Annotated in this window: 16 protein-coding genes; all 16 read right to left on the bottom strand. The window is 54.6% G+C overall.

All coding sequences use genetic code 11. From position 1 onward, the window contains the following. Positions 1-114: 114 nt before the first annotated feature. Positions 115-3,618, bottom strand: a complete 3,504-nt coding sequence (locus BB497_01055) for a DNA polymerase III subunit alpha (protein ID AVI61391.1) — start codon at positions 3,616-3,618, stop codon at positions 115-117. A 38-nt stretch (positions 3,619-3,656) separates the two neighbouring features. Then, complete coding sequence (locus BB497_01060; GenBank protein AVI61392.1) at positions 3,657-4,274, bottom strand: ribonuclease HII; 618 nt, start codon at positions 4,272-4,274, stop codon at positions 3,657-3,659. After that, on the bottom strand, positions 4,264-5,463 hold the full coding sequence (locus BB497_01065) for a lipid-A-disaccharide synthase (protein AVI61393.1): 1,200 nt from the start codon (positions 5,461-5,463) through the stop codon (positions 4,264-4,266). The genes BB497_01060 and BB497_01065 overlap by 11 nt, the downstream gene beginning before the upstream one ends. 30 nt (positions 5,464-5,493) lie before the next feature. Further along, positions 5,494-6,261, bottom strand: coding sequence for an acyl-[acyl-carrier-protein]--UDP-N-acetylglucosamine O-acyltransferase (locus tag BB497_01070; protein ID AVI61394.1), 768 nt, complete (start codon positions 6,259-6,261; stop codon positions 5,494-5,496). Continuing rightward, a complete protein-coding gene (locus BB497_01075) occupies positions 6,258-6,701 on the bottom strand; it encodes a 3-hydroxyacyl-[acyl-carrier-protein] dehydratase FabZ (protein AVI61395.1) in 444 nt (147 codons plus the stop codon). Before BB497_01075 ends, BB497_01070 begins: the two co-directional genes overlap by 4 nt. A gap of 135 nt (positions 6,702-6,836) precedes the next feature. Continuing rightward, a complete protein-coding gene (locus BB497_01080; GenBank protein AVI61396.1) occupies positions 6,837-7,874 on the bottom strand; it encodes a UDP-3-O-(3-hydroxymyristoyl)glucosamine N-acyltransferase in 1,038 nt (345 codons plus the stop codon). A gap of 52 nt (positions 7,875-7,926) precedes the next feature. After that, complete coding sequence (locus tag BB497_01085) at positions 7,927-8,427, bottom strand: molecular chaperone Skp (GenBank protein AVI61397.1); 501 nt, start codon at positions 8,425-8,427, stop codon at positions 7,927-7,929. A gap of 16 nt (positions 8,428-8,443) precedes the next feature. Next, entirely contained in the window at positions 8,444-10,774 is a 2,331-nt protein-coding gene (locus tag BB497_01090) for an outer membrane protein assembly factor BamA (GenBank protein AVI64221.1), read from the bottom strand. Positions 10,775-10,895: 121 nt separating this feature from the next. After that, positions 10,896-12,254, bottom strand: coding sequence for an RIP metalloprotease RseP (locus BB497_01095; protein AVI61398.1), 1,359 nt, complete (start codon positions 12,252-12,254; stop codon positions 10,896-10,898). Positions 12,255-12,312: 58 nt separating this feature from the next. Then, the gene (locus BB497_01100) at positions 12,313-13,500 is read right to left on the bottom strand and encodes a 1-deoxy-D-xylulose-5-phosphate reductoisomerase (GenBank protein AVI61399.1); all 1,188 of its coding nucleotides are present in this window, start codon (positions 13,498-13,500) and stop codon (positions 12,313-12,315) included. After that, a complete protein-coding gene (locus tag BB497_01105; protein ID AVI61400.1) occupies positions 13,497-14,318 on the bottom strand; it encodes a phosphatidate cytidylyltransferase in 822 nt (273 codons plus the stop codon). The genes BB497_01100 and BB497_01105 overlap by 4 nt, the downstream gene beginning before the upstream one ends. Then, a complete protein-coding gene (locus BB497_01110) occupies positions 14,311-15,096 on the bottom strand; it encodes a di-trans,poly-cis-decaprenylcistransferase (GenBank protein ID AVI61401.1) in 786 nt (261 codons plus the stop codon). Before BB497_01110 ends, BB497_01105 begins: the two co-directional genes overlap by 8 nt. A 91-nt stretch (positions 15,097-15,187) precedes the next feature. Next, the gene (locus BB497_01115; protein ID AVI61402.1) at positions 15,188-15,745 is read right to left on the bottom strand and encodes a ribosome recycling factor; all 558 of its coding nucleotides are present in this window, start codon (positions 15,743-15,745) and stop codon (positions 15,188-15,190) included. Between the two features lie 4 nt (positions 15,746-15,749). Further along, the gene (locus BB497_01120; protein ID AVI61403.1) at positions 15,750-16,520 is read right to left on the bottom strand and encodes a UMP kinase; all 771 of its coding nucleotides are present in this window, start codon (positions 16,518-16,520) and stop codon (positions 15,750-15,752) included. A gap of 119 nt (positions 16,521-16,639) precedes the next feature. After that, positions 16,640-17,509, bottom strand: a complete 870-nt coding sequence (locus BB497_01125; protein AVI61404.1) for a translation elongation factor Ts — start codon at positions 17,507-17,509, stop codon at positions 16,640-16,642. Positions 17,510-17,727: 218 nt separating this feature from the next. Next, entirely contained in the window at positions 17,728-18,480 is a 753-nt protein-coding gene (locus BB497_01130) for a 30S ribosomal protein S2 (GenBank protein ID AVI61405.1), read from the bottom strand. Between the last annotated feature and the right edge of the window lie 345 nt (positions 18,481-18,825).

Consider the following 18,825-nt stretch of genomic DNA (forward strand, 5'->3'; position numbering starts at 1 on the left):
GTAAGCATGCATATGTCATTAGAAAATAAAGGGCATTATCGCACCCTGACCCTGCCACGCAAGTTGGGTACACGCCCTACTGCTATTTAACCGTGCATTATCTATCGGTGAGCGTTATCGATAGCGCAGTTGCACACCTGCCTGTCCTTGAACATCGCGCAGCGCAAGCAGCAAGTCATCGCTGGGGGCTACCTTCCACTCATCGGCTAGCTCCAGCCATGCCACCGCATCCGGGTGGCGATACTGCAAACGCACGGGCAAGCCCGCTTCATCCCGGTAGGGGGTGAGGCTGTCGCGTAGGCTTTCCACCAACCGGCCGTTGATCTGCTCGGCATCCAGTGCCAGCTCCACTGCCTGCCCGTAGCGTATCCGAGCCGTCACCATGGGCGTTACGTCTTTGCCACGCAGGCGCATGCCGCCAGAAAAGTCATCATTTGAGACCTCACCTTCGACAATAATCACCTGATCAGACTCAATCTGGCCGCGTAGCTGCTCAAACAATTCACCAAACAGCGAGGCTTCAATGCGCCCGGTACGGTCATCCAAGGTGATAAATGCCATGGTATCGCCACGCTTAGACTTCATCGTACGCATCGCCACTACCAGCCCCGCCACCCGCTGCGGCTCGCGGGAAGGTTTTAGATCGCTGATGCGTGTCGAGACAAAGCGTTTTAGCTCCCGCTCGTACTCATCAATTGGGTGACCTGTCAGGTAGAGGCCCAGGGTATCTTTTTCCCCTGAGAGCCGCTCGCGGTCAGTCCATTCACGGGCGTTATGATATTCAGCGTAAGGGTCGCTTGCTTCCTCTTCTGCGCTGAACGACTCACCGAACATATCCAGCATACCCAGGTTCTGGTTCGCGTGGTTTTGAGCAGCGGCTTTTAGGGCGTCTTCCATGGCGGCGGCAAGCACTGCCCTGTTGGGCCCAAGCGTATCCAGCGCCCCTGATCGAATCAGCGCTTCCAAGGTCCGCTTATTCATCCGTTTGGGGTCGAGGCGGCGACAGAAATCAAACAGATCTTTGAACGGGCCATCGGTATTGCGGGCCTCAACAATGGCGCCAATCGGCCCTTCGCCGACACCGCGTATCGCCCCCAGCCCGTACACCACACGGCCTTCGGTATCGACAGTAAATCTGTAACCACCGACGTTAACATCCGGCGGGGTAACGGTAAGCTTGAGGTTGCGGCACTCCTCAATTAACGGCACCACTTTATCCAGGTTATCCATTTCCGTGGACATAACCGCGGCCATAAACGGCCCTGGGTAGTGAGCCTTCAGCCAGGCGGTTTGATACGACACCAAGGCGTAAGCTGCGGAGTGGGACTTGTTAAAACCGTAGCCCGCAAATTTCTCCACTAGATCGAAGATGTTGCCCGCCAGATCTTTGTCGATGCCGTTGTCGGCGCACCCTTCCATAAAGCCTGCGCGCTGTTTGGCCATCTCTTCGGGTTTTTTCTTACCCATGGCGCGGCGCAGCATATCCGCCTGCCCCAGCGAATATCCCGCCATCACCTGAGCGATCTGCATGACCTGCTCTTGGTACAAGATAATGCCGTAGGTGGGGCTTAGCACCGGTTTCAACAGTTCGTGCTGATAATCAGGGTGTGGATAAGAGACTTCAGCGCGGCCATGCTTACGGTTGATAAAATCATCTACCATGCCCGACTGCAGCGGCCCTGGGCGGAACAGGGCCACCAGAGCGATCATATCGTCTAACGAATCCGGCAGCAGGCGCTTGATCAGCTCTTTCATACCGCGAGATTCCAACTGGAAGACGGCGGTAGTTTCAGCCCGCTTGAGCATCTCAAAGGTTTTGCCATCGTCTAACGGAATGGCGTCGATATTCAGCGGTTCTTGGCCGTTAACACCCCGCACTTTATCGACCATTTTAAGGGCCCAGTCGATAATCGTCAGCGTACGCAGCCCGAGGAAGTCAAACTTGACCAGCCCAGCTTCTTCAATGTCATTTTTATCAAACTGAACCACTAAGCCTGAGCCATCTTCATCACAAAGCAGCGGCGAAAAGTCGGTCAGCTTGGTGGGCGCAATCACCACACCCCCGGCGTGCTTGCCGGTGCCTCGGGTGGTGCCCTCTAGCTTGAGCGCCATCTCCCAGATCTCTTCGGCCTCTTCGTCCTTCTCGATGAACTCTTTTAGCGCGGGCTCTTGTTCAATCGCTTTGGCAAGGGTCATGCCCACTTCAAAGGGAATCAGCTTCGAGAGCTTGTCGCCCAGCGAATAGGGCCTGCCCTGGGCGCGAGCCACATCGCGCACCACCGCCTTGGCGGCCATGGTACCGAAGGTAACAATCTGGGAAACCGCATTACGACCGTAGCGGTCGGCGACGTAGTCAATTACTTTGTCGCGCTTTTCCATGCAGAAATCGACGTCAAAGTCGGGCATGGAGACACGCTCGGGGTTTAGAAAGCGCTCAAACAGCAGGTCGTAACCAATGGGGTCAAGGTCGGTGATTTTTTGCGCATAGGCCACCAGCGACCCCGCGCCCGAACCACGCCCCGGCCCTACCGGTACGCCGTTATCCTTGGCCCACTGAATAAAGTCCATAACGATCAGGAAGTAACCTGGGAACTTCATCTGGATAATAACGTTCAGTTCAAACTCAAGCCGGTCCCGGTAGCGCTGGTCGATCTCACGAAATGTCTCGCTATCACGGGGATATTGCTCGGCAGGAAAAAGAAAATCCAGCCGCTCGGTTAAACCGTCGTGGGAGACCTTGCGGAAAAACTCATCCTGGGTCATGCCTTCGGGAATTTCGAACTCGGGTAGGAAAATCTCACCCAGGCGCACATCCACGCTGCAGCGCTCGGCGATCATTACGCTGTTTTCTAGCGCCTCAGGTATGTCAGCAAACAGTGCGGCCATTTCCTCGGGGCTTTTCAGGTACTGTTCTTCGGTATAACGGCGCTCGCGACGCGGGTCGTCTAGCGCTTTGCCTTCGCCAATCGCCACGCGGGTTTCGTGGGCCCAAAAGTCCTCACGCTCTAAAAACCGTACGTCGTTAGTGGCGACTACCGGCGTATTTGACTCAATGGCCAGTTGAACACTGGCGTGAACACACTCTTCCTCAAGCGGCCGCCCCGTACGAATCAGCTCTAGGTAGAAGCGATCAGGAAAGGCGCGCTGCCACTCCTCCAGCAACAGCCGTGCTTCACGTTCATGCTCAGATAATAAGTGGCGGCCAATCTCCCCTTCACGACCGCCGGAGAGGGCTATCAAGCCGTCGCTTTGATCTAGCACCCACTGTTTATCCAGAATAGCGCGCCCCTGCCGCTGGCCCTCACTCCACCCTTTGGAAATTAACTCGGTGAGGTTGCGGTACCCAACCCCGTCCATGGCCAGCAGCGTAATACGGTACGGATGCGCATCATCATTGGGGTTATGCAGCCATAAATCACTGCCAATGATGGGCTTAAGCGCGGCTCCTTGGGCGGCTTTGTAAAACTTCACCAAGCCAAACAGGTTGGCCTCGTCGGTCAATGCCAACGCCGGCATCCCGCGCTCAGCGGTGGTACTGATCAATGACTTGAGTTTGACCAAGCCATCAACCAGAGAGTATTCACTGTGCAAACGTAGATGAACGAACGGAACCGTCATGGGACTCTCAGCAACAGAACTAGATAAATAGAGAAGGCTTACAGCAGCGCTAACTGACGCTGTACCGGCGCGAAACTGCGGCGATGCTCGGCAAGTGGCCCATGAGCGGCCAGTGCTGCCAAGTGCTCTTTCGTGGGATAGCCTTTATGTCGGGCGAAACCATACTCAGGATAGCGCATATCCAGCGCCACCATCTGCGCATCTCGAACGACTTTGGCTAAAATAGACGCGGCGGCAATCGCCGGATGACGAGCATCGCCCTTTACCACCGCCTGGCCCGGCAGTGCGTGCCCCGGCAAGCGGTTGCCATCTACCAGCAGATACTCTGCTTCAGGGGTCAAGGCATCTACTGCCCGGCACATCGCCAGATGGGTCGCATGGTAAATATTGAGCTGATCCACCTCTGCTGCGCTCGCTTCGGCTACAGCAAACGCCAGCGCCCGTTCGCGGATCTGCACGTCCAGCGCTTCTCGCTTACGGGCGGTAAGCTTTTTTGAATCTGTCAGACCTTCAATAGGCTGGGAGGGGTCAAGAATCACCGCCGCGGCCACCACGCTACCGATCAGCGGGCCTCGGCCGACTTCATCCACACCCGCCAGACGATCACCCTGGTAATGAATGACCAGCGCTGGATAGTCAGCGAGTTTAACGGCCATGATGTCGCTCTTCTTGGCCCGCTATTTCATCGTTATCTAAAGGTTCGCCTGCCACCAGCGAGGTGATTGCCTGGGCGGCGCGCTGACTGGCGTTGCGCTGGAGCGTTTGATGCATGCGTGCAAAACGTGCTTCCAGAGCGTGCCGCGCCGCCTCATCCGCCAATAGCTGGTCAAGCCGATCGGCAATCGCTTCCGATGTGGCAGCCTCCTGAATCAATTCAGGCACCAGGCTCTCTTGAGCAATCAGATTGGGCAGTGAAATCCACTGGGTTTTCACCAATCGTTTTGCCAGCCAGTGAGTAGCCGGGGCCATTTTATAGGCCACTAACATCGCACGATGACATAGCATCGCTTCAAGGGCAGCGGTGCCCGAAGCCAGCAACACGGCGTCGCTTGCAACCATGGCCTCGCGGGCTTGGCCATCCAGTAGCGAGACGCGCTCGCGTAAGGAGGGATAGCCTACCAGTAGCTGGCTGATTTCCTGATAACGCTGCGGGGTCGCCGCGGGAATAACCACGTGAAGCGTCTCATGGCGCTGGCAGAGCAACTCGGCGGCGCGTAAAAAAGTCGCGCCTAAAAAACGAATTTCATTGCCCCGGGAGCCGGGTAGCAACGCGACAATTGAAGCCTCAGAGGGAAGTCCAAGCGCTTGACGAGTAGCGTGACGGTCATTCTCAAGGGGCAGCTCATCGGCCAACGGGTGACCCACAAAGGCGACGGGCACATGATGGCGATGGTAAAAATCGGCTTCAAAAGGCAGCAGAGTTAACATCCCATCAACGGCCTTAGCGATCTTTTTGACTCGCCCCTGCCGCCACGCCCATACCGAGGGGCTAACGTAGTGGGCAGTTTTAAGCCCGGCATCGCGTAGCTGTTTTTCTAGGCCAATATTAAAGTCGGGGGCGTCAATACCAATCATGATATCGGGCTGCCAGACAAGCGCTTCTTCGCGCAGCGTGCGGCGCACGCGTAACAGCTCAGGAAGATGCTTAACCACCTCAACCAAGCCCATGACGGATAGCGTTTCAAGGGGAAAGCGGCTGACAAGCCCTTGCGCTTCCATGCGTGGCCCACCCATACCGCGAAACTCGACGCCGGGATGACGAGCGCTTAACTCGCGCATCAATCCAGCACCTAAGATATCGCCGGAAAGCTCGCCAGCCACAAGGTATACGCGCTCAAGGGTCATAAGGACGGAAAAACCGATTAGAGGTGAGTGTTAGCGCACAATGCCACGGGTGGAGCGATCAATGGAGTCAGCAAAGAGAACAACTTCCGGTAACTCGAAGCGGCTACGCATCTCACTCACCGCCTGCTCTACAGTCAGCCCTTGGCGATACACCATTTTATAAGCGGTGCTGAGCGCGTTAATAGCGTCACGACTGAATCCACGACGCTTCAACCCCACCAGATTAAGGCCTCGGGCTTCGGCGGGGTTACCGTTAATCATCACATAGGCAGGGGTATCTTTAGTGATAATCGAGCCGCCACCCGCCATAGCGTGCTCGCCAAAGTGGCAAAACTGATGAACCGCTGACAAACCGCCAAGTATAGCGAAGTTGCCAAGGGTGACGTGACCGGCCAACGTTACCTGATTAGCCAAAATACAGTCGCTACCAATCACGCAGTCGTGCCCGACATGGACATAGGCCATAAATAAGTTGCGCGAACCAATAGTGGTCTCACCACGATCCTGCACCGTTCCGCGATGGAGGGTAACGCCTTCACGGATCACGTTATCATCGCCCATCACCAAACGCGTTGGTTCACCAGCGTACTTTTTATCCTGGCAATCCTCGCCCACCGAGGCGAACTGAAAAATGCGTGTACGCTCACCCAGCACCGTTGGCCCTTTGATCACCACATGGGGGCCAATGATTGAGCCGGCGCCAATCGTAACGTTTGCTCCAATAACGCTAAACGGGCCCACCTCAACGTCATCAGCAAGCTGCGCCGTCGGGTCAACCAGTGCAGTAGGATGTATCAAGCAACCTTCCTCTCGGCACAAATAATTTCAGCTTCGCACGCCAGTTCACCATCAACCGTCGCGCGGCAAGCAAATTTCCAAATTCCCCGCTTCCCACGAATCACATTTGCTTCCAATACCAGCTGGTCGCCAGGCATCACGGGGCGCTTAAAGCGTACTTTATCACTTCCTACCAAATAATAGACGTAGCCATCAGCGGGCAGTTTATTAACTGTTTTGAAACCTAAAATACCGCACACTTGGGCCAAGGCTTCAACCACCAGCACACCGGGCATAATTGGGTGATGGGGAAAGTGGCCATTGAAAAACGGCTCATTAATACTAACATTTTTGAACGCAACGATGGATTCGCCAATGGTTAATTGCGTCACACGGTCCACCAGTAAGAACGGGTAGCGGTGCGGCAAGTATTCGCGAATTTCGTTAATATCCATAACCATCGTAACGACCTCTAAAATGACAAAAGGCCTGAAAAAAATCAGGCGCTCACCAGCTCAGCGGCTGGTCAAAAGGCAGTGGATTATAACCTGCTGCAAGCAAGCCTCAAGCCACTGCCTAAGAAATTCAAGCGACCACTATTCTGAACGCTGACTTTTTTCCATCCGCAACAATCGCTTGGCAATATCATCGAGCTGTTTAAAACGCACGGCATTTTTTCGCCACTGCGCATTACTCATCGCCCCCGTGCCTGAGGAGTAAACACCCGGCTCGTGAATTGAATTAGTAACAAGGCTCATTCCAGTGACTTGCACGCCATCGCAAATAGTTAAATGCCCTGAAAGCCCTACTCCACCGCCTAACATGCAGTGTTTACCCACTTTGGTTGAACCTGCAATACCCACGCAGCCGGCCAGTGCGCTGTGATCGCCAATGGTGACGTTATGCGCGATCTGTACTTGGCTGTCGATTTTTACGTCGTTGCCAATCACCGTATCGCCAAGCGCACCACGATCAATGCTTGAGCAACTACCTACTTCAACATCGTCACCCAGCACAACACCACCCAACTGAGCAATCTTATGCCAGCCTGCACCGTCATGAGCAAAACCAAATCCATCACCGCCAATGACGCAGCCACTTTGCAGAATGCCACGCTTACCAATAACCACACCGTGGCACACGGTGACATTGGGATGCAATCGTGTGCCTTCACCAATGATACTATCTGCACCAACCACACTGCCCGCCCCAACCACCACACGGTCGCCTAGCACTACGCCAGCTTCAATCACCGCATGGGCCTGAATCGACACATCTTTCCCTAGCGTAATGCCTTCTGCGACAACTGCAGAAGGATGGATTCCGGGTACATCCCGTGCAGGAAGCGGGTCGAACAGCTGAGACAGCTTGGCATAACCCAAGTACGGGTTTTCCATCTCTAAGCGAGGAACCGGGCAGTGCCTGCCGTGCTCAGGATGCAGCAAAACCGCGGCGGCACGAGTCGTGGCAAGGTCTTTAAGATACGCACGATTGGCAAGAAACGCGACCTGATCGGATGTCGCTTCCTTGAGCGTTGCTAAACCACGAATAGGCTGGTCTGCGTCGCCCTGAAAATCAACCTCCAGGTGACGTGCGATATCGGCTAGGGTGAGGTGGTGAGAAGCGTGCGTCATGGGAACCCAGAAAAGCTATGGTGCGAACAAGCCCGCACCAGCATTCATAAAATTAGTTTAACGAATCGAAAATCTGTGTGACCTCATTGGTCACGTTGGGTAAGTCTGTCGCAGAGTGCAATACGCCTTGAGGCTCTACTAACACATCAATATTGTGGCGTTGCAGTACCTGCTCAACGGCGCGCTCAAGCTTAGACTCTGCACCTTCCAAAAACTGCTGTTCAGAGCGCTGCTGGGCTTGAAGCACTTCACGACGCAGTTGTTCAAAACGGCTGCCCTTCTCTTGCAGCTCGGCAATTAACGAATCACGCTGGGATTGCGACATGGTTTCGCCTTCGCGCTGCAGCCGCTCTTGCAGTTGCTGAAGTTCATTGCCTAGCGACTGCGCTTCGCGCTGCTGGCCGCCAATTTGTTGCTCTAGCTGGCTTAGCGAGGACTGGGCTGATTGGGTGTTCATCAACGCGGCGCGCCAATCGAGCACTGCAACCTCGGCGGCGTGAGCGGGTAGCACCATCGCTCCAAATAGACACACAGCTGCTGCCAATTTACGCATCATATAGCTCCTTCGATTAGAACGTTTGACCCAGCGAGAACTGGAAGAACTGAGTGTCATCACCGCTTTCGTCATTCAGCGGCTCGGCAATACTGAACGTTAGCGGGCCTACCGGTGTTAGCCAGGATAGACCAATACCCACACTGTAGCGCAGATCGTTAAGGTCAACGCCTGAACTGCACTGTTGACGTGCGGCATCCTCTTCTAGCACGTCATAGCAGGAAGTCAGGAATGTGTTACCTGCATCCACAAACAGCGATGTTTGCAGTGAACGCTGATTTTCAATAAATGGCAGAGGGAAGAGCACTTCAGCGCTACCCTGAACCAAAACATTACCGCCCATTGTACGATCACGACCGCCTTCACGCGCAGGCGTTGTACGCTGGCCTAACGTGTTTGAGGTAAAGCCACGCACGGAGCCTAGGCCGCCTGCGTAGAAGTTCTCATAAAAGGGGTACGGGTCGTTGCTGCCAAGGGTGTCGGCATAGCCTAGGTGACCGCTAAATTTAAGCGCCCAGGTTTGATCATCGTTAATCGGGAATAGCTGCTGACCACGCGCTTGCAGCTTGTAGTACTCTGCATCGCTGCCCGGCACGCCGGTTTCCGCGGAGACCCGCTGGTAATTACCGGCCGTAGGCATGATGCCTCGGTTCAGATTATTGCGCGTCCAGCTTGCCGTTAATTTAAGGCTTTGCGCATCTGCGCCTTGGTCTTCCACGTAGCGACGAATTTCTGATGCCGTGTCGTTAAACGTTCTCACCGTCAGATCTTCGATGCTGGCGCCGAAATTGAGCCGCGAAAGCTCGCTTATTGGGTAGCCAAAATTAATCCCCGCACCATAGGCGTCTGTTGAGAACGTTGATATGTCCGAATCAGCGTAGTCAGTCTCACGGTAGAAAAGGTTATAGCCGCGAGAGATACCGTCTAGTGTCCAGTAGGGATCCGTAAACGCGAAGTTGACGCTGGTAAACGTATCGCTACGCTGGGCGCCGATATTGACGCGGTTCCCCGTACCTAGGAAGTTATTTTGAGCAAGCCCAACGCCGTAAATCACCCCGGCGCTTTGCGAGAAGCCAACGCTGGCAGAAACCGAGCCAGAGGGCTGCTCTTCTACGTTGTAGGTAACGTCAAGCAGGTCAGGCTGGCCTGGCACAGGCTGAGTATCGACTTCAACCTGGCTAAAGAAGCCAAGGCGCTCAAGCCGCTGACGAGACCGGGTGATCGACTCAGTTGACGCAGGCGCCCCTTCCAGCTGAATCATTTCACGACGCAGCACCTCGTCTTGAGTCGTGGTATTACCGAAAAACTCAATACGACGCACGTACGCACGCTGCCCTGAGTTAACAGCAATCACTAGATCAACGGTTTCACCATCGTCCGCCATTTCTGGCACGCCCTGAACCTCTGCAAACGCAAACCCTTCGGCACCCAGGCGCTGACGCAATGCTTCGGTGGAGGCATTCACCTGCCCACGAGAGAAGGTATCCCCACTACTAATTTCCAGCAGTTGGCGGGCCTCATCTTCACTAATCTGTAGGTCGCCAGCAAAACGGATATCACCCACGCGATACTGACTACCCTCATCAATATTGAGCGTAATAAATATTTCAGACTTCTCTGGACCGATAGAAACCTGGGTAGAAGTGACATCAAAGTTCACGTAACCACGATCCAAGTAGAAAGAGCGCAGACGCTCAATATCGCCGGAGAGCGCCTCTCGGGAGTACTCATCCCGAGAGAACCAGCCAAACACTCGCCCTGGACGGTCATTGAGTTCAAACACAGAGCGTAGCGTGTCATCGTCAAAGTCTTCGTTACCAACAATATTGATTTGACGAATTTTCGCTACTTCACCTTCATTGATATTAATGTTGACCTGAACTCGGCCCTCATCAATTTCATCAACGTCGACATTGATGCCTGCACTGTAGCGCCCCTGAGATTGATAGACGCCTTCCAGCTCACGCTGAATCTCTTCCAACGTAGAAAGCTGCAGCACCTGGCCTTCTGATAAACCCGATTCGCGAAGCCCGTTGCGTAAATCCTCTTCAGAAATTTGCCGGTTGCCACTGATGTTCAACCGCGCAATCGTGGGGCGTTCGACCACCTGAACAATGAGGACATCGCCCTCTCGTGCGAGGGAAACATCCTCGAACAGGCCCGTTGCAAACAGATCGCGTGCGGCAGCAGATAGCTGCTGCTCACTTACGCGGTCATTTGCACTCACAGGAAACGCATTAAAGACCGAGGCGGCGGAGACCCGCTGTAGTCCTTCCACACGAATGTCCGAAACATCAAAGGATTCTGCTTGGGCGCTGCTGGCGCCTGCCAGCAAAAGTGCCGCCATTCCAAGGGTCTTGATTTTCATGCAGTCAGTTCGCTCGCGTTGGTCTGCCTGTCGTTCCAGACAGGCACCATATACATTTGTGCAGGCAGATGACAAGGCATCCAGCGCGCTACACGCGTCATTACCACAGGCGCATCAGATCAAAATAGAGAGCCATCAACATGAGGGTACCTACCATGGCAAGCCCGATGCGAAGCCCTACCGCTTGAGTTTGTTCAGAGACCGGCCGGCCACGCACGACCTCTATAAAATAATAAAGCAGGTGCCCACCATCGAGCACAGGGATAGGCAGTAAATTGAGCACCGCCAGACTAATGGAAAGATACGCTAGAAAGCCAACAAAGGCTTCCATCCCTGCACGGGCAGAGTCGCCAGAAATTTGCGCAATCGTGATAGGCCCAGATAAATTAGAGGGTGAAATCAGTCCCACCAACATTTTGCGAATCGCATCGACCGTGAGTAGCGTCATTTCACCGGTGCGAGATAACGCTTGTCCAACAGCCTCTACTGGCCCATATCGAATTTCTCGCTGCAGCTCGTCAGGCCAGGAGACCTGCTGTACACCGGCACCAATGTAGCCAATTTCTCGCCCCCCCTCGACGGTATTACTGCCAGGCGTGAGCGACAGCGTACCCTGCTCTTCGCCACGCTGATAGCTAACGTCTAAGGTTTGGCCTGCGCTATCACGGATCATGGCGACAAACTGCATCCAGTCGCTCACCGCCTCACCGTTTAATGAAAGAATGCGATCACCCGGCTGAAGCCCTGCCTGAGCGGCAGCTTGGCCATCTACCACTTGACCCAGTACAGCTGGCAAATCAGGGCGCCACGGGGTAATGCCTAAGCTTTGCAGCGGCTGTGGTGGGTCCTGGCGAACCAGATAATTATTGACCGGCAGCTGGTATACCCGAGGAGTGTTCGACCCCTCGGGCAATGCTTCAACGGTCACCTCCCCGCTAAAGCCAATAATGGAAACCAGCTTAAGGTTTATCTCTTCCCAGGAGCGCATCGCGTCGCCCTGGATAGCGGTAATTTCGCTGCCATGGGCAAGGCCTGCTTCGGCAGCAGGCGAATCTGGCTCAACTTCACCTACGATAGGCATTACCGTTGTAGTGCCTGCTACAAACAACGCCCAGTAGGCGACGATAGCCAGTAAAAAATTAGCCAGGGGGCCAGCGGCAACAATGGCGATTCGCTGCCAAACATTTTTGCGGTTAAACGCCTGATCAAGCTGCTCATCCGGCACGGGCGCTTCACGCTCGTCAAGCATTTTTACGTAGCCGCCTAGCGGTATTGCCGCCACAGCGAACTCGGTGCCATGCCGGTCTACGGTCGACCACAGCGGCTTGCCAAAGCCGACTGAAAAACGCAGCACCTTGACTCCACAGCGTCGCGCGACCCAGAAATGGCCGAATTCGTGGAAGGTCACCAGCAACCCAAGCACCACGATTACCGCTAAAATATTTTGTATCAGGCCCACACTTCGCTCCTTTACACGCTGCTCAGCGAATGGCTGAAACCTACGCGCCCTGCATGTTTTATCGCGGTATTTTCAATGCCGCCTGTTCACGAGCCCACTTATCCGCGGCTAAAACTTGTTCAAGCGAATCAGCGTTACCTTCAAAAGGCTGGCTCATGACCTTAGCAACCACCTCTGCAATAGCGCTAAAACCAAGCCGCCCTTCCAAAAAGGCGTCTACTGCGACCTCATTAGCAGCGTTGAGAATTGCCGGTGCTGCCCCGCCTTTTACCATCGCCTCCCGGGCTAGACGCAGGCACGGAAAGCGCGTTTCATCCGGCGCTTCAAAGTCGAGCCTGGCAACCTGAAAAAGATCTAATGTCTCAACGCCTGCATCAATTCTCTCAGGCCATGCCAACCCATAAGCAATCGGCGTACGCATATCAGGGTTGCCCAATTGCGCAATAACCGAGCCGTCATCGTAAGCCGCCATGGAGTGGATCACGCTCTGGGGATGCACGACCACTTGAATTTGTTCAGGGGTAGCATCGAACAGCCAACATGCCTCTATCAGCTCTAGTCCCTTATTCATCAGGGTGGCACTATCCACCGAAATTTTACGCCCCATCGACCAGTTAGGGTGAGCGCAGGCTTGCTCGGGCGTCACTTTGGCAATGTCTTCCGGGCGCCAAGTACGAAATGGGCCACCAGAGGCAGTCAAAAGCAGTTGCCGGACACCGTGACGCGCAAGGCCACCTCGGTGCTGAGCTGGTAGACACTGATAGATAGCATTATGTTCTGAATCAATCGGCAAGAGCGTTGCACCGGAACGCGCCACGGCATCCATAAACAGCGCTCCGCTCATTACCAGCGCTTCTTTATTGGCGAGCAGTACACGTTTACCCGATTCAGCCGCTGCCAGCGCGGGCAGTAACCCTGCAGCACCGACGATAGCCGCCATCACCGTATCGACTTGAGCCTCACGGGCTACGTCGCACAGCGCCTCTGGCCCCGCCTGCACCTGAGTAGAGATACCTGCCTCAACTAACGCATCACGCAGCCACTGCGCGTCAATCGGGTCGTTAAGTACCGCCACGCTAGGCTGGTGCGTTTTGCACTGATCTAGCAAGGCCTCTTTCGAAGTATGGGCCGTTAACGCATATACCCGGTAGCGGTCAGGGTGGCGGGCAATCACATTAAGCGTACTATTGCCAATTGAGCCGGTAGAGCCAAGCACCGTTACGTGCTGAAGGGGCGGCGGACTCATAATGCACTCACCTGTAGGTGAAGTACCTGCAGGTAGAACAGCGCAAAGATTGGGATAGCCGCCGTTAAGCTATCAATGCGATCCAGCACGCCACCATGGCCGGGCAATAACTGGCTAGAGTCTTTAATATTGCGATAGCGCTTCAGCATGCTTTCCAGCAAATCACCCAGCACCGAGACCAGTGTCACCAGTGCGGTAATGATTATCAGCGTTAACCCAACGGAAACGCCCAGTGCCTGCCAAATTGCAAACCCTATGGCTAACAGCGAAGTGGCAACCAGTCCGCCCACAACCCCCTCCCAGGATTTGCCTGGGCTCACCCTCGGTGCCAGCTTGCGCTTGCCCCAGCGGCGACCGGAAAAGTAGGCGCCAATATCCGCGCACCACACTAACAGCAGTACAAACAGTAGCCACACTGCCCCGCTATCACGGAGAACATTGAAGCCAACCCAGCACGGCAGCAGCACCCAGAGCCCCATCAACAAGCGACGTGAAGTGGCCTGCCACTGGTGCCCTACTTCTGGATAGCGGGTAACCCAATAAAGATTGAGCAGCCACCCAATTGCGGCAATCCATAATGGCCAAACGGCTAATACTGCGCCGCTCAGCCACATGATAACCATGAGCAGCGCCAGCCCCGCGACACACTGCAAACGCGAGCGTTGGCGGGTAATGCCAGCTAGGTTTGTCCACTCCCACGCACCCAGCAATACAATGCATGCTGTAAATAGCGCAAAGGCGCCGCCTTGAAGTCCGAATAGGCCGATCAGCGTTAGGGGAGCCAACCAGGCTGCAGTGATAATCCGCTGTTTAAGCACCTTGCGCCTCTATTTGTTCATCAGTCATACCAAAGCGGCGGCGGCGCTGGCAAAAATCATCCAGCGCCGTATCAAACGCCGCTGCGTCAAAGTCAGGCCACAACAGAGGGGAAAAATACAGCTCAGCATAAGCCAGCTGCCACAGCATAAAGTTGGAAAGCCGCTGCTCGCCACTGGTACGAATACACAAATCCACCGGGGGTACCTGGTGGGTGTTCATCGCAACATCGAGGCGCGCTTCATCGATATCAGCTGCCGCCAGTTCCCCAGCGGCAACCTCCTCAGCCAACTGCCTGGCAGCGCGTGCAATATCCCACTGGCCACCATAGTTGGCCGCAATCACCAGATGCATTCCCGTATTTGCAGCGGTAAGCGCTTCAGCGCGCTGGATATGCTTTTGAATAGCATGGGAGAAGCCACGTTGTTCGCCAATAATGGAAAGGCGAACATTACGCTCGTTGAGCTTTTTAACCTCGCGCTTAAGCGCCATTAAAAAAAGCTCCATAAGTGCATTGACCTCATTCGCAGGACGCTTCCAATTTTCGCTGGAAAATGCGAACAAGCTTAAGGTTTTCACACCACGCTCGGCTGCGCGCTGGATCACCGCTCTAACGGTTTCAACCCCCGCGCGATGGCCGCGCACACCAGAAAGCCCACGAGCTCGCGCCCAGCGGTTGTTGCCATCCATAATGATAGCAACGTGCAGCGGCAATGCCTCCTCGGAGTGAGAAGGCGTTGCGCCGCCCGGCTGCTTTTCAGGAAGCTGCGGTGACGTCATGGATTCTCTCACCAAAGATCAGTCATAAGTAAGCCAAGCGCTGGCCCAGCGGGCAGCACTTGGCTGCCCGCGGCTAAATGAACACAGGTAATTATACCTGCATGAGATCTTGTTCTTTTGCGGCAAGTGCCTTGTCGATCTCGGCGATGTACTTGTCGGTCAACTTCTGTATTTCATCTTCGCCCTGGCGCTGATCGTCTTCGGTGATTTCTTTATCCTTGAGCAAAGATTTGAAATCGCCGTTGGCATCGCGGCGCACGTTGCGCACCGCCACGCGGGCGTGTTCCGCTTCGCTGCGGGCTTGCTTGATATAGCCTTTGCGCGTCTCTTCAGTCAGCATCGGCATCGGCACGCGAATAACGGTACCGGCACTTGAAGGATTAAGCCCCAGGTCAGAGGTCATAATAGCCTTCTCAATTTTAGGCACCATGCCCTGCTCCCAGGGAACTACTGCCAGCGTCCGCGCGTCTTCCACGTTAACGGAAGCCACTTGGCTTAACGGCACTTGGCTACCGTAATATTCGACGCTAACGGCGTCTAGAATGCTGGGATGAGCACGCCCCGTACGAATTTTGTTGAAGTTGCCATTAAGCGCTTCAACACTTTTTTTCATGCGGGAATCTGCATCTTTCTTAATGTCGTTGATCACGTTGTTACCCTCTGTCTATCAGCGTGCCTTCCTTGCCCCCTACTACCAAATTCAGCAGAGCGCCAGGCTTGTTCATATCAAATACCCGCACCGGCATATTATGGTCACGTACCAGGCAGATCGCGGTCAAATCCATTACACCCAGCTTCTGCTCTAGCGCATCATCATAGGAAAGCTGGTCATATTTTATAGCGTCGGGATACTTCACCGGGTCCTTATTGTACACGCCGTCTACCTTCGTGGCCTTGATAACCACATCGACGTCTACTTCGATACCGCGTAAGCAAGCAGCCGAGTCGGTGGTGAAGAAAGGGTTGCCAGTGCCTGCCGAGAACAGCACCACGTCGCCAGACGTTAAATAACGGATGGCGGTACGGCGGTCGTAATGCTCCACCACACCGCTCATGGGAATCGCTGACATTACCCGCGAACGAATATTAGAACGCTCCAGGGCATCGCGCATGGCGAGGGCATTCATTACCGTTGCCAGCATTCCCATATGGTCACCCGTCACCCGATCCATGCCCGCTTCATTCAGCGCTGCGCCACGGAACAGGTTACCACCCCCAATTACGATCCCCACCTGAACACCAATACCTACCAACTGGCCAATCTCAAGCGCCATGCGATCCAACACTTTCGGATCGATACCAAACTCGTGCTCACCCATCAGTGCTTCGCCTGAAAGCTTCAGCAAAATACGCTTGTACTTTGACTTCGACTTATCAATTTTAGAGGCAGCAGCGGGGGTAGACTCTTGAATATCATGTGACATGGCATCTCTCCTGAGGCAGAACTAGGCACCGGTGGGCGGGGCAGCCCAATTTAGTAGGGGCCGGATACACGAAGGCGTGCGCTCCCGCGCACGCCATCTTTTTACTAGAACCTCTGACCTTAGCGACGGCCAGCCTGTTCCATGACTTCTTTAGCAAAGTCGACTTCTTCTTTCTCGATGCCTTCACCCACTTCAAAGCGGGTAAAGCCAACGACTTCACCACCGGCCGCTTTCACAAACTCAGCCACGGACTGGTTCGGATCTTTAACGAACGGCTGCTCGGTCAGGCTGTTTTCAGCCAGGTACTTCTTCAGACGACCACCCACCATCTTCTCAGCGATCTGCTCTGGCTTACCGGCCATATCTGGCTGGGCCATGATGATCGCTTTCTCTTTGTCCAACTCTTCCTGGGGCATATCTTCAGGATGAGCGACTGACGGGTTAATCGCGGCCACGTGCATAGCGACGTCTTTAGCGGCTTCGCTGGTGCCGCCTTTCAGCACGGTCAGAACACCAATGCGGCCGCCGTGAACGTATTCGCCCACCAGACCACCTTCAACGGCATCCACGACAACGGCACGACGTACGCCGATGTTCTCGCCAATCTTCTGAACGAGCTGCTCGCGAGCAGACTCAAGGTCGCCTGCCATGACCGCTGCAACATCTTCGTTTTTCGCCGCAAAGAATGCATCAGCGATCTTGTTGGTGAACGCGATGAAGTTGTCGTCACGAGCAACGAAGTCGGTCTCGGAGTTGATTTCAACCATCACGCCGTAGCTGCCGTCTTCGGCGACACGGGTAACCACCGCGCCTTCTGCTGCGGTGCGGCCCGCTTTCTTAGCGGCTTTAAGACCAGAGCTTTTACGTAGATTCTCGATTGCGACTTCGATATCACCGTTGGTTTCAGTGAGTGCTTTTTTACACTCCATCATGCCAAGACCGGTACGTTCGCGCAGTTCCTTAACCTGGGAGGCGCTGATAGCTGCCATGAGAATTCACCTCGGAAATGGTTCTAGCTGAGAGTTAAACGCGCCACAAAGTATAAGCTCGGTTGATGACCACCGCGACTTACTGTGCAGTGCGCTTGCCGGCGTTGCGTAACCGGCGTGTTCGGCCCGCTTGAGCGTACCCAAAGCGGGAAAAAGGGGGCATAAGGCCCCCTCTTAACGCGATGCGGCCTCACTGCCCGCCGCACCTACTACCTTTCTTACTCGGCAGCAGCGTTAGTATCGGCGGAAGCGGCTTCTTCTTCAGCTACTTCGACGAACTCGTCCGGACGACCTTCTTTCGCGCGGTTACAGGCGTCAGCAATTGCTTTCACGTAGATCTGAATAGCGCGGATGGAGTCATCGTTACCCGGGATCACGTAATCAACGCCATCTGGGTTGGAGTTGGTATCTACCACACCAATAACCGGGATGCCCAGCTTGTTGGCTTCGTTGATCGCGATGCGCTCGTGGTCGACGTCGATAACGAACAGTGCGTCCGGCAGGCCGCCCATGTTCTTGATACCACCGATAGAACGCTCAAGTTTATCTTGCTCGCGCGTTGCCATCAGAACTTCTTTCTTGGTCAGCTTATCGAACGTACCGTCTTCGCGCATAACTTCTAGCTCACGCAGACGCTTGATGGACTGACGAATAGTCTTAAAGTTGGTCAGCATGCCGCCCAACCAGCGATGGTTGACGAACGGCTGGCCAACGCGATTCGCTTCTTCTTTGATGATCTTGCTAGCGCTGCGCTTGGTGCCAACAAACAAAATTTTGTTGTTGGATGCCGCCATCTTCTCAATCACATCGACCGCTTCGTTCAGTGCAGGCAGAGTGTGCTCAAGGTTGATGATGTGAATCTTGTTGCGCGCGCCGAAGATGAATTTACCCATCTTCGGATTCCAGTACTTGGTCTGGTGACCGAAGTGAGCGCCTGCTTTCAGCAGGTCACGCATATTAACGTGAGACATGGTAAAACTCCTGAAACTCGGGTTAGGCCTCCACGCACCCCATGGATCCGACCAAAGGCGTCGTTAAACGTCGCCAGCGGCACCCGGGACCATGTGCCGGTGCATGTGTGTTTTCAAGGCTTGCTGTTAAGCAGCGCAGGGGTATCCTTGCTGCTATCAAATTGCCTTCCATCGATCACCCTGCCAGCCAAGAAGCATGGGATGGCGATTGCAGGAAAGCGCGCGGCTTTATACCATAGATCATTGCCAAGATGAAGTCACAGTCCATGTAACGGCTTTACTTCGCCGCTCGCTTTTGCCGTTTATCACTTGCTGTCTACCACTTACTTACGAGCCCACATCGAG

The organism is Halomonas sp. GFAJ-1 (assembly GCA_002966495.1).
Taxonomy (GTDB): Bacteria; Pseudomonadota; Gammaproteobacteria; order Pseudomonadales; family Halomonadaceae; genus Vreelandella.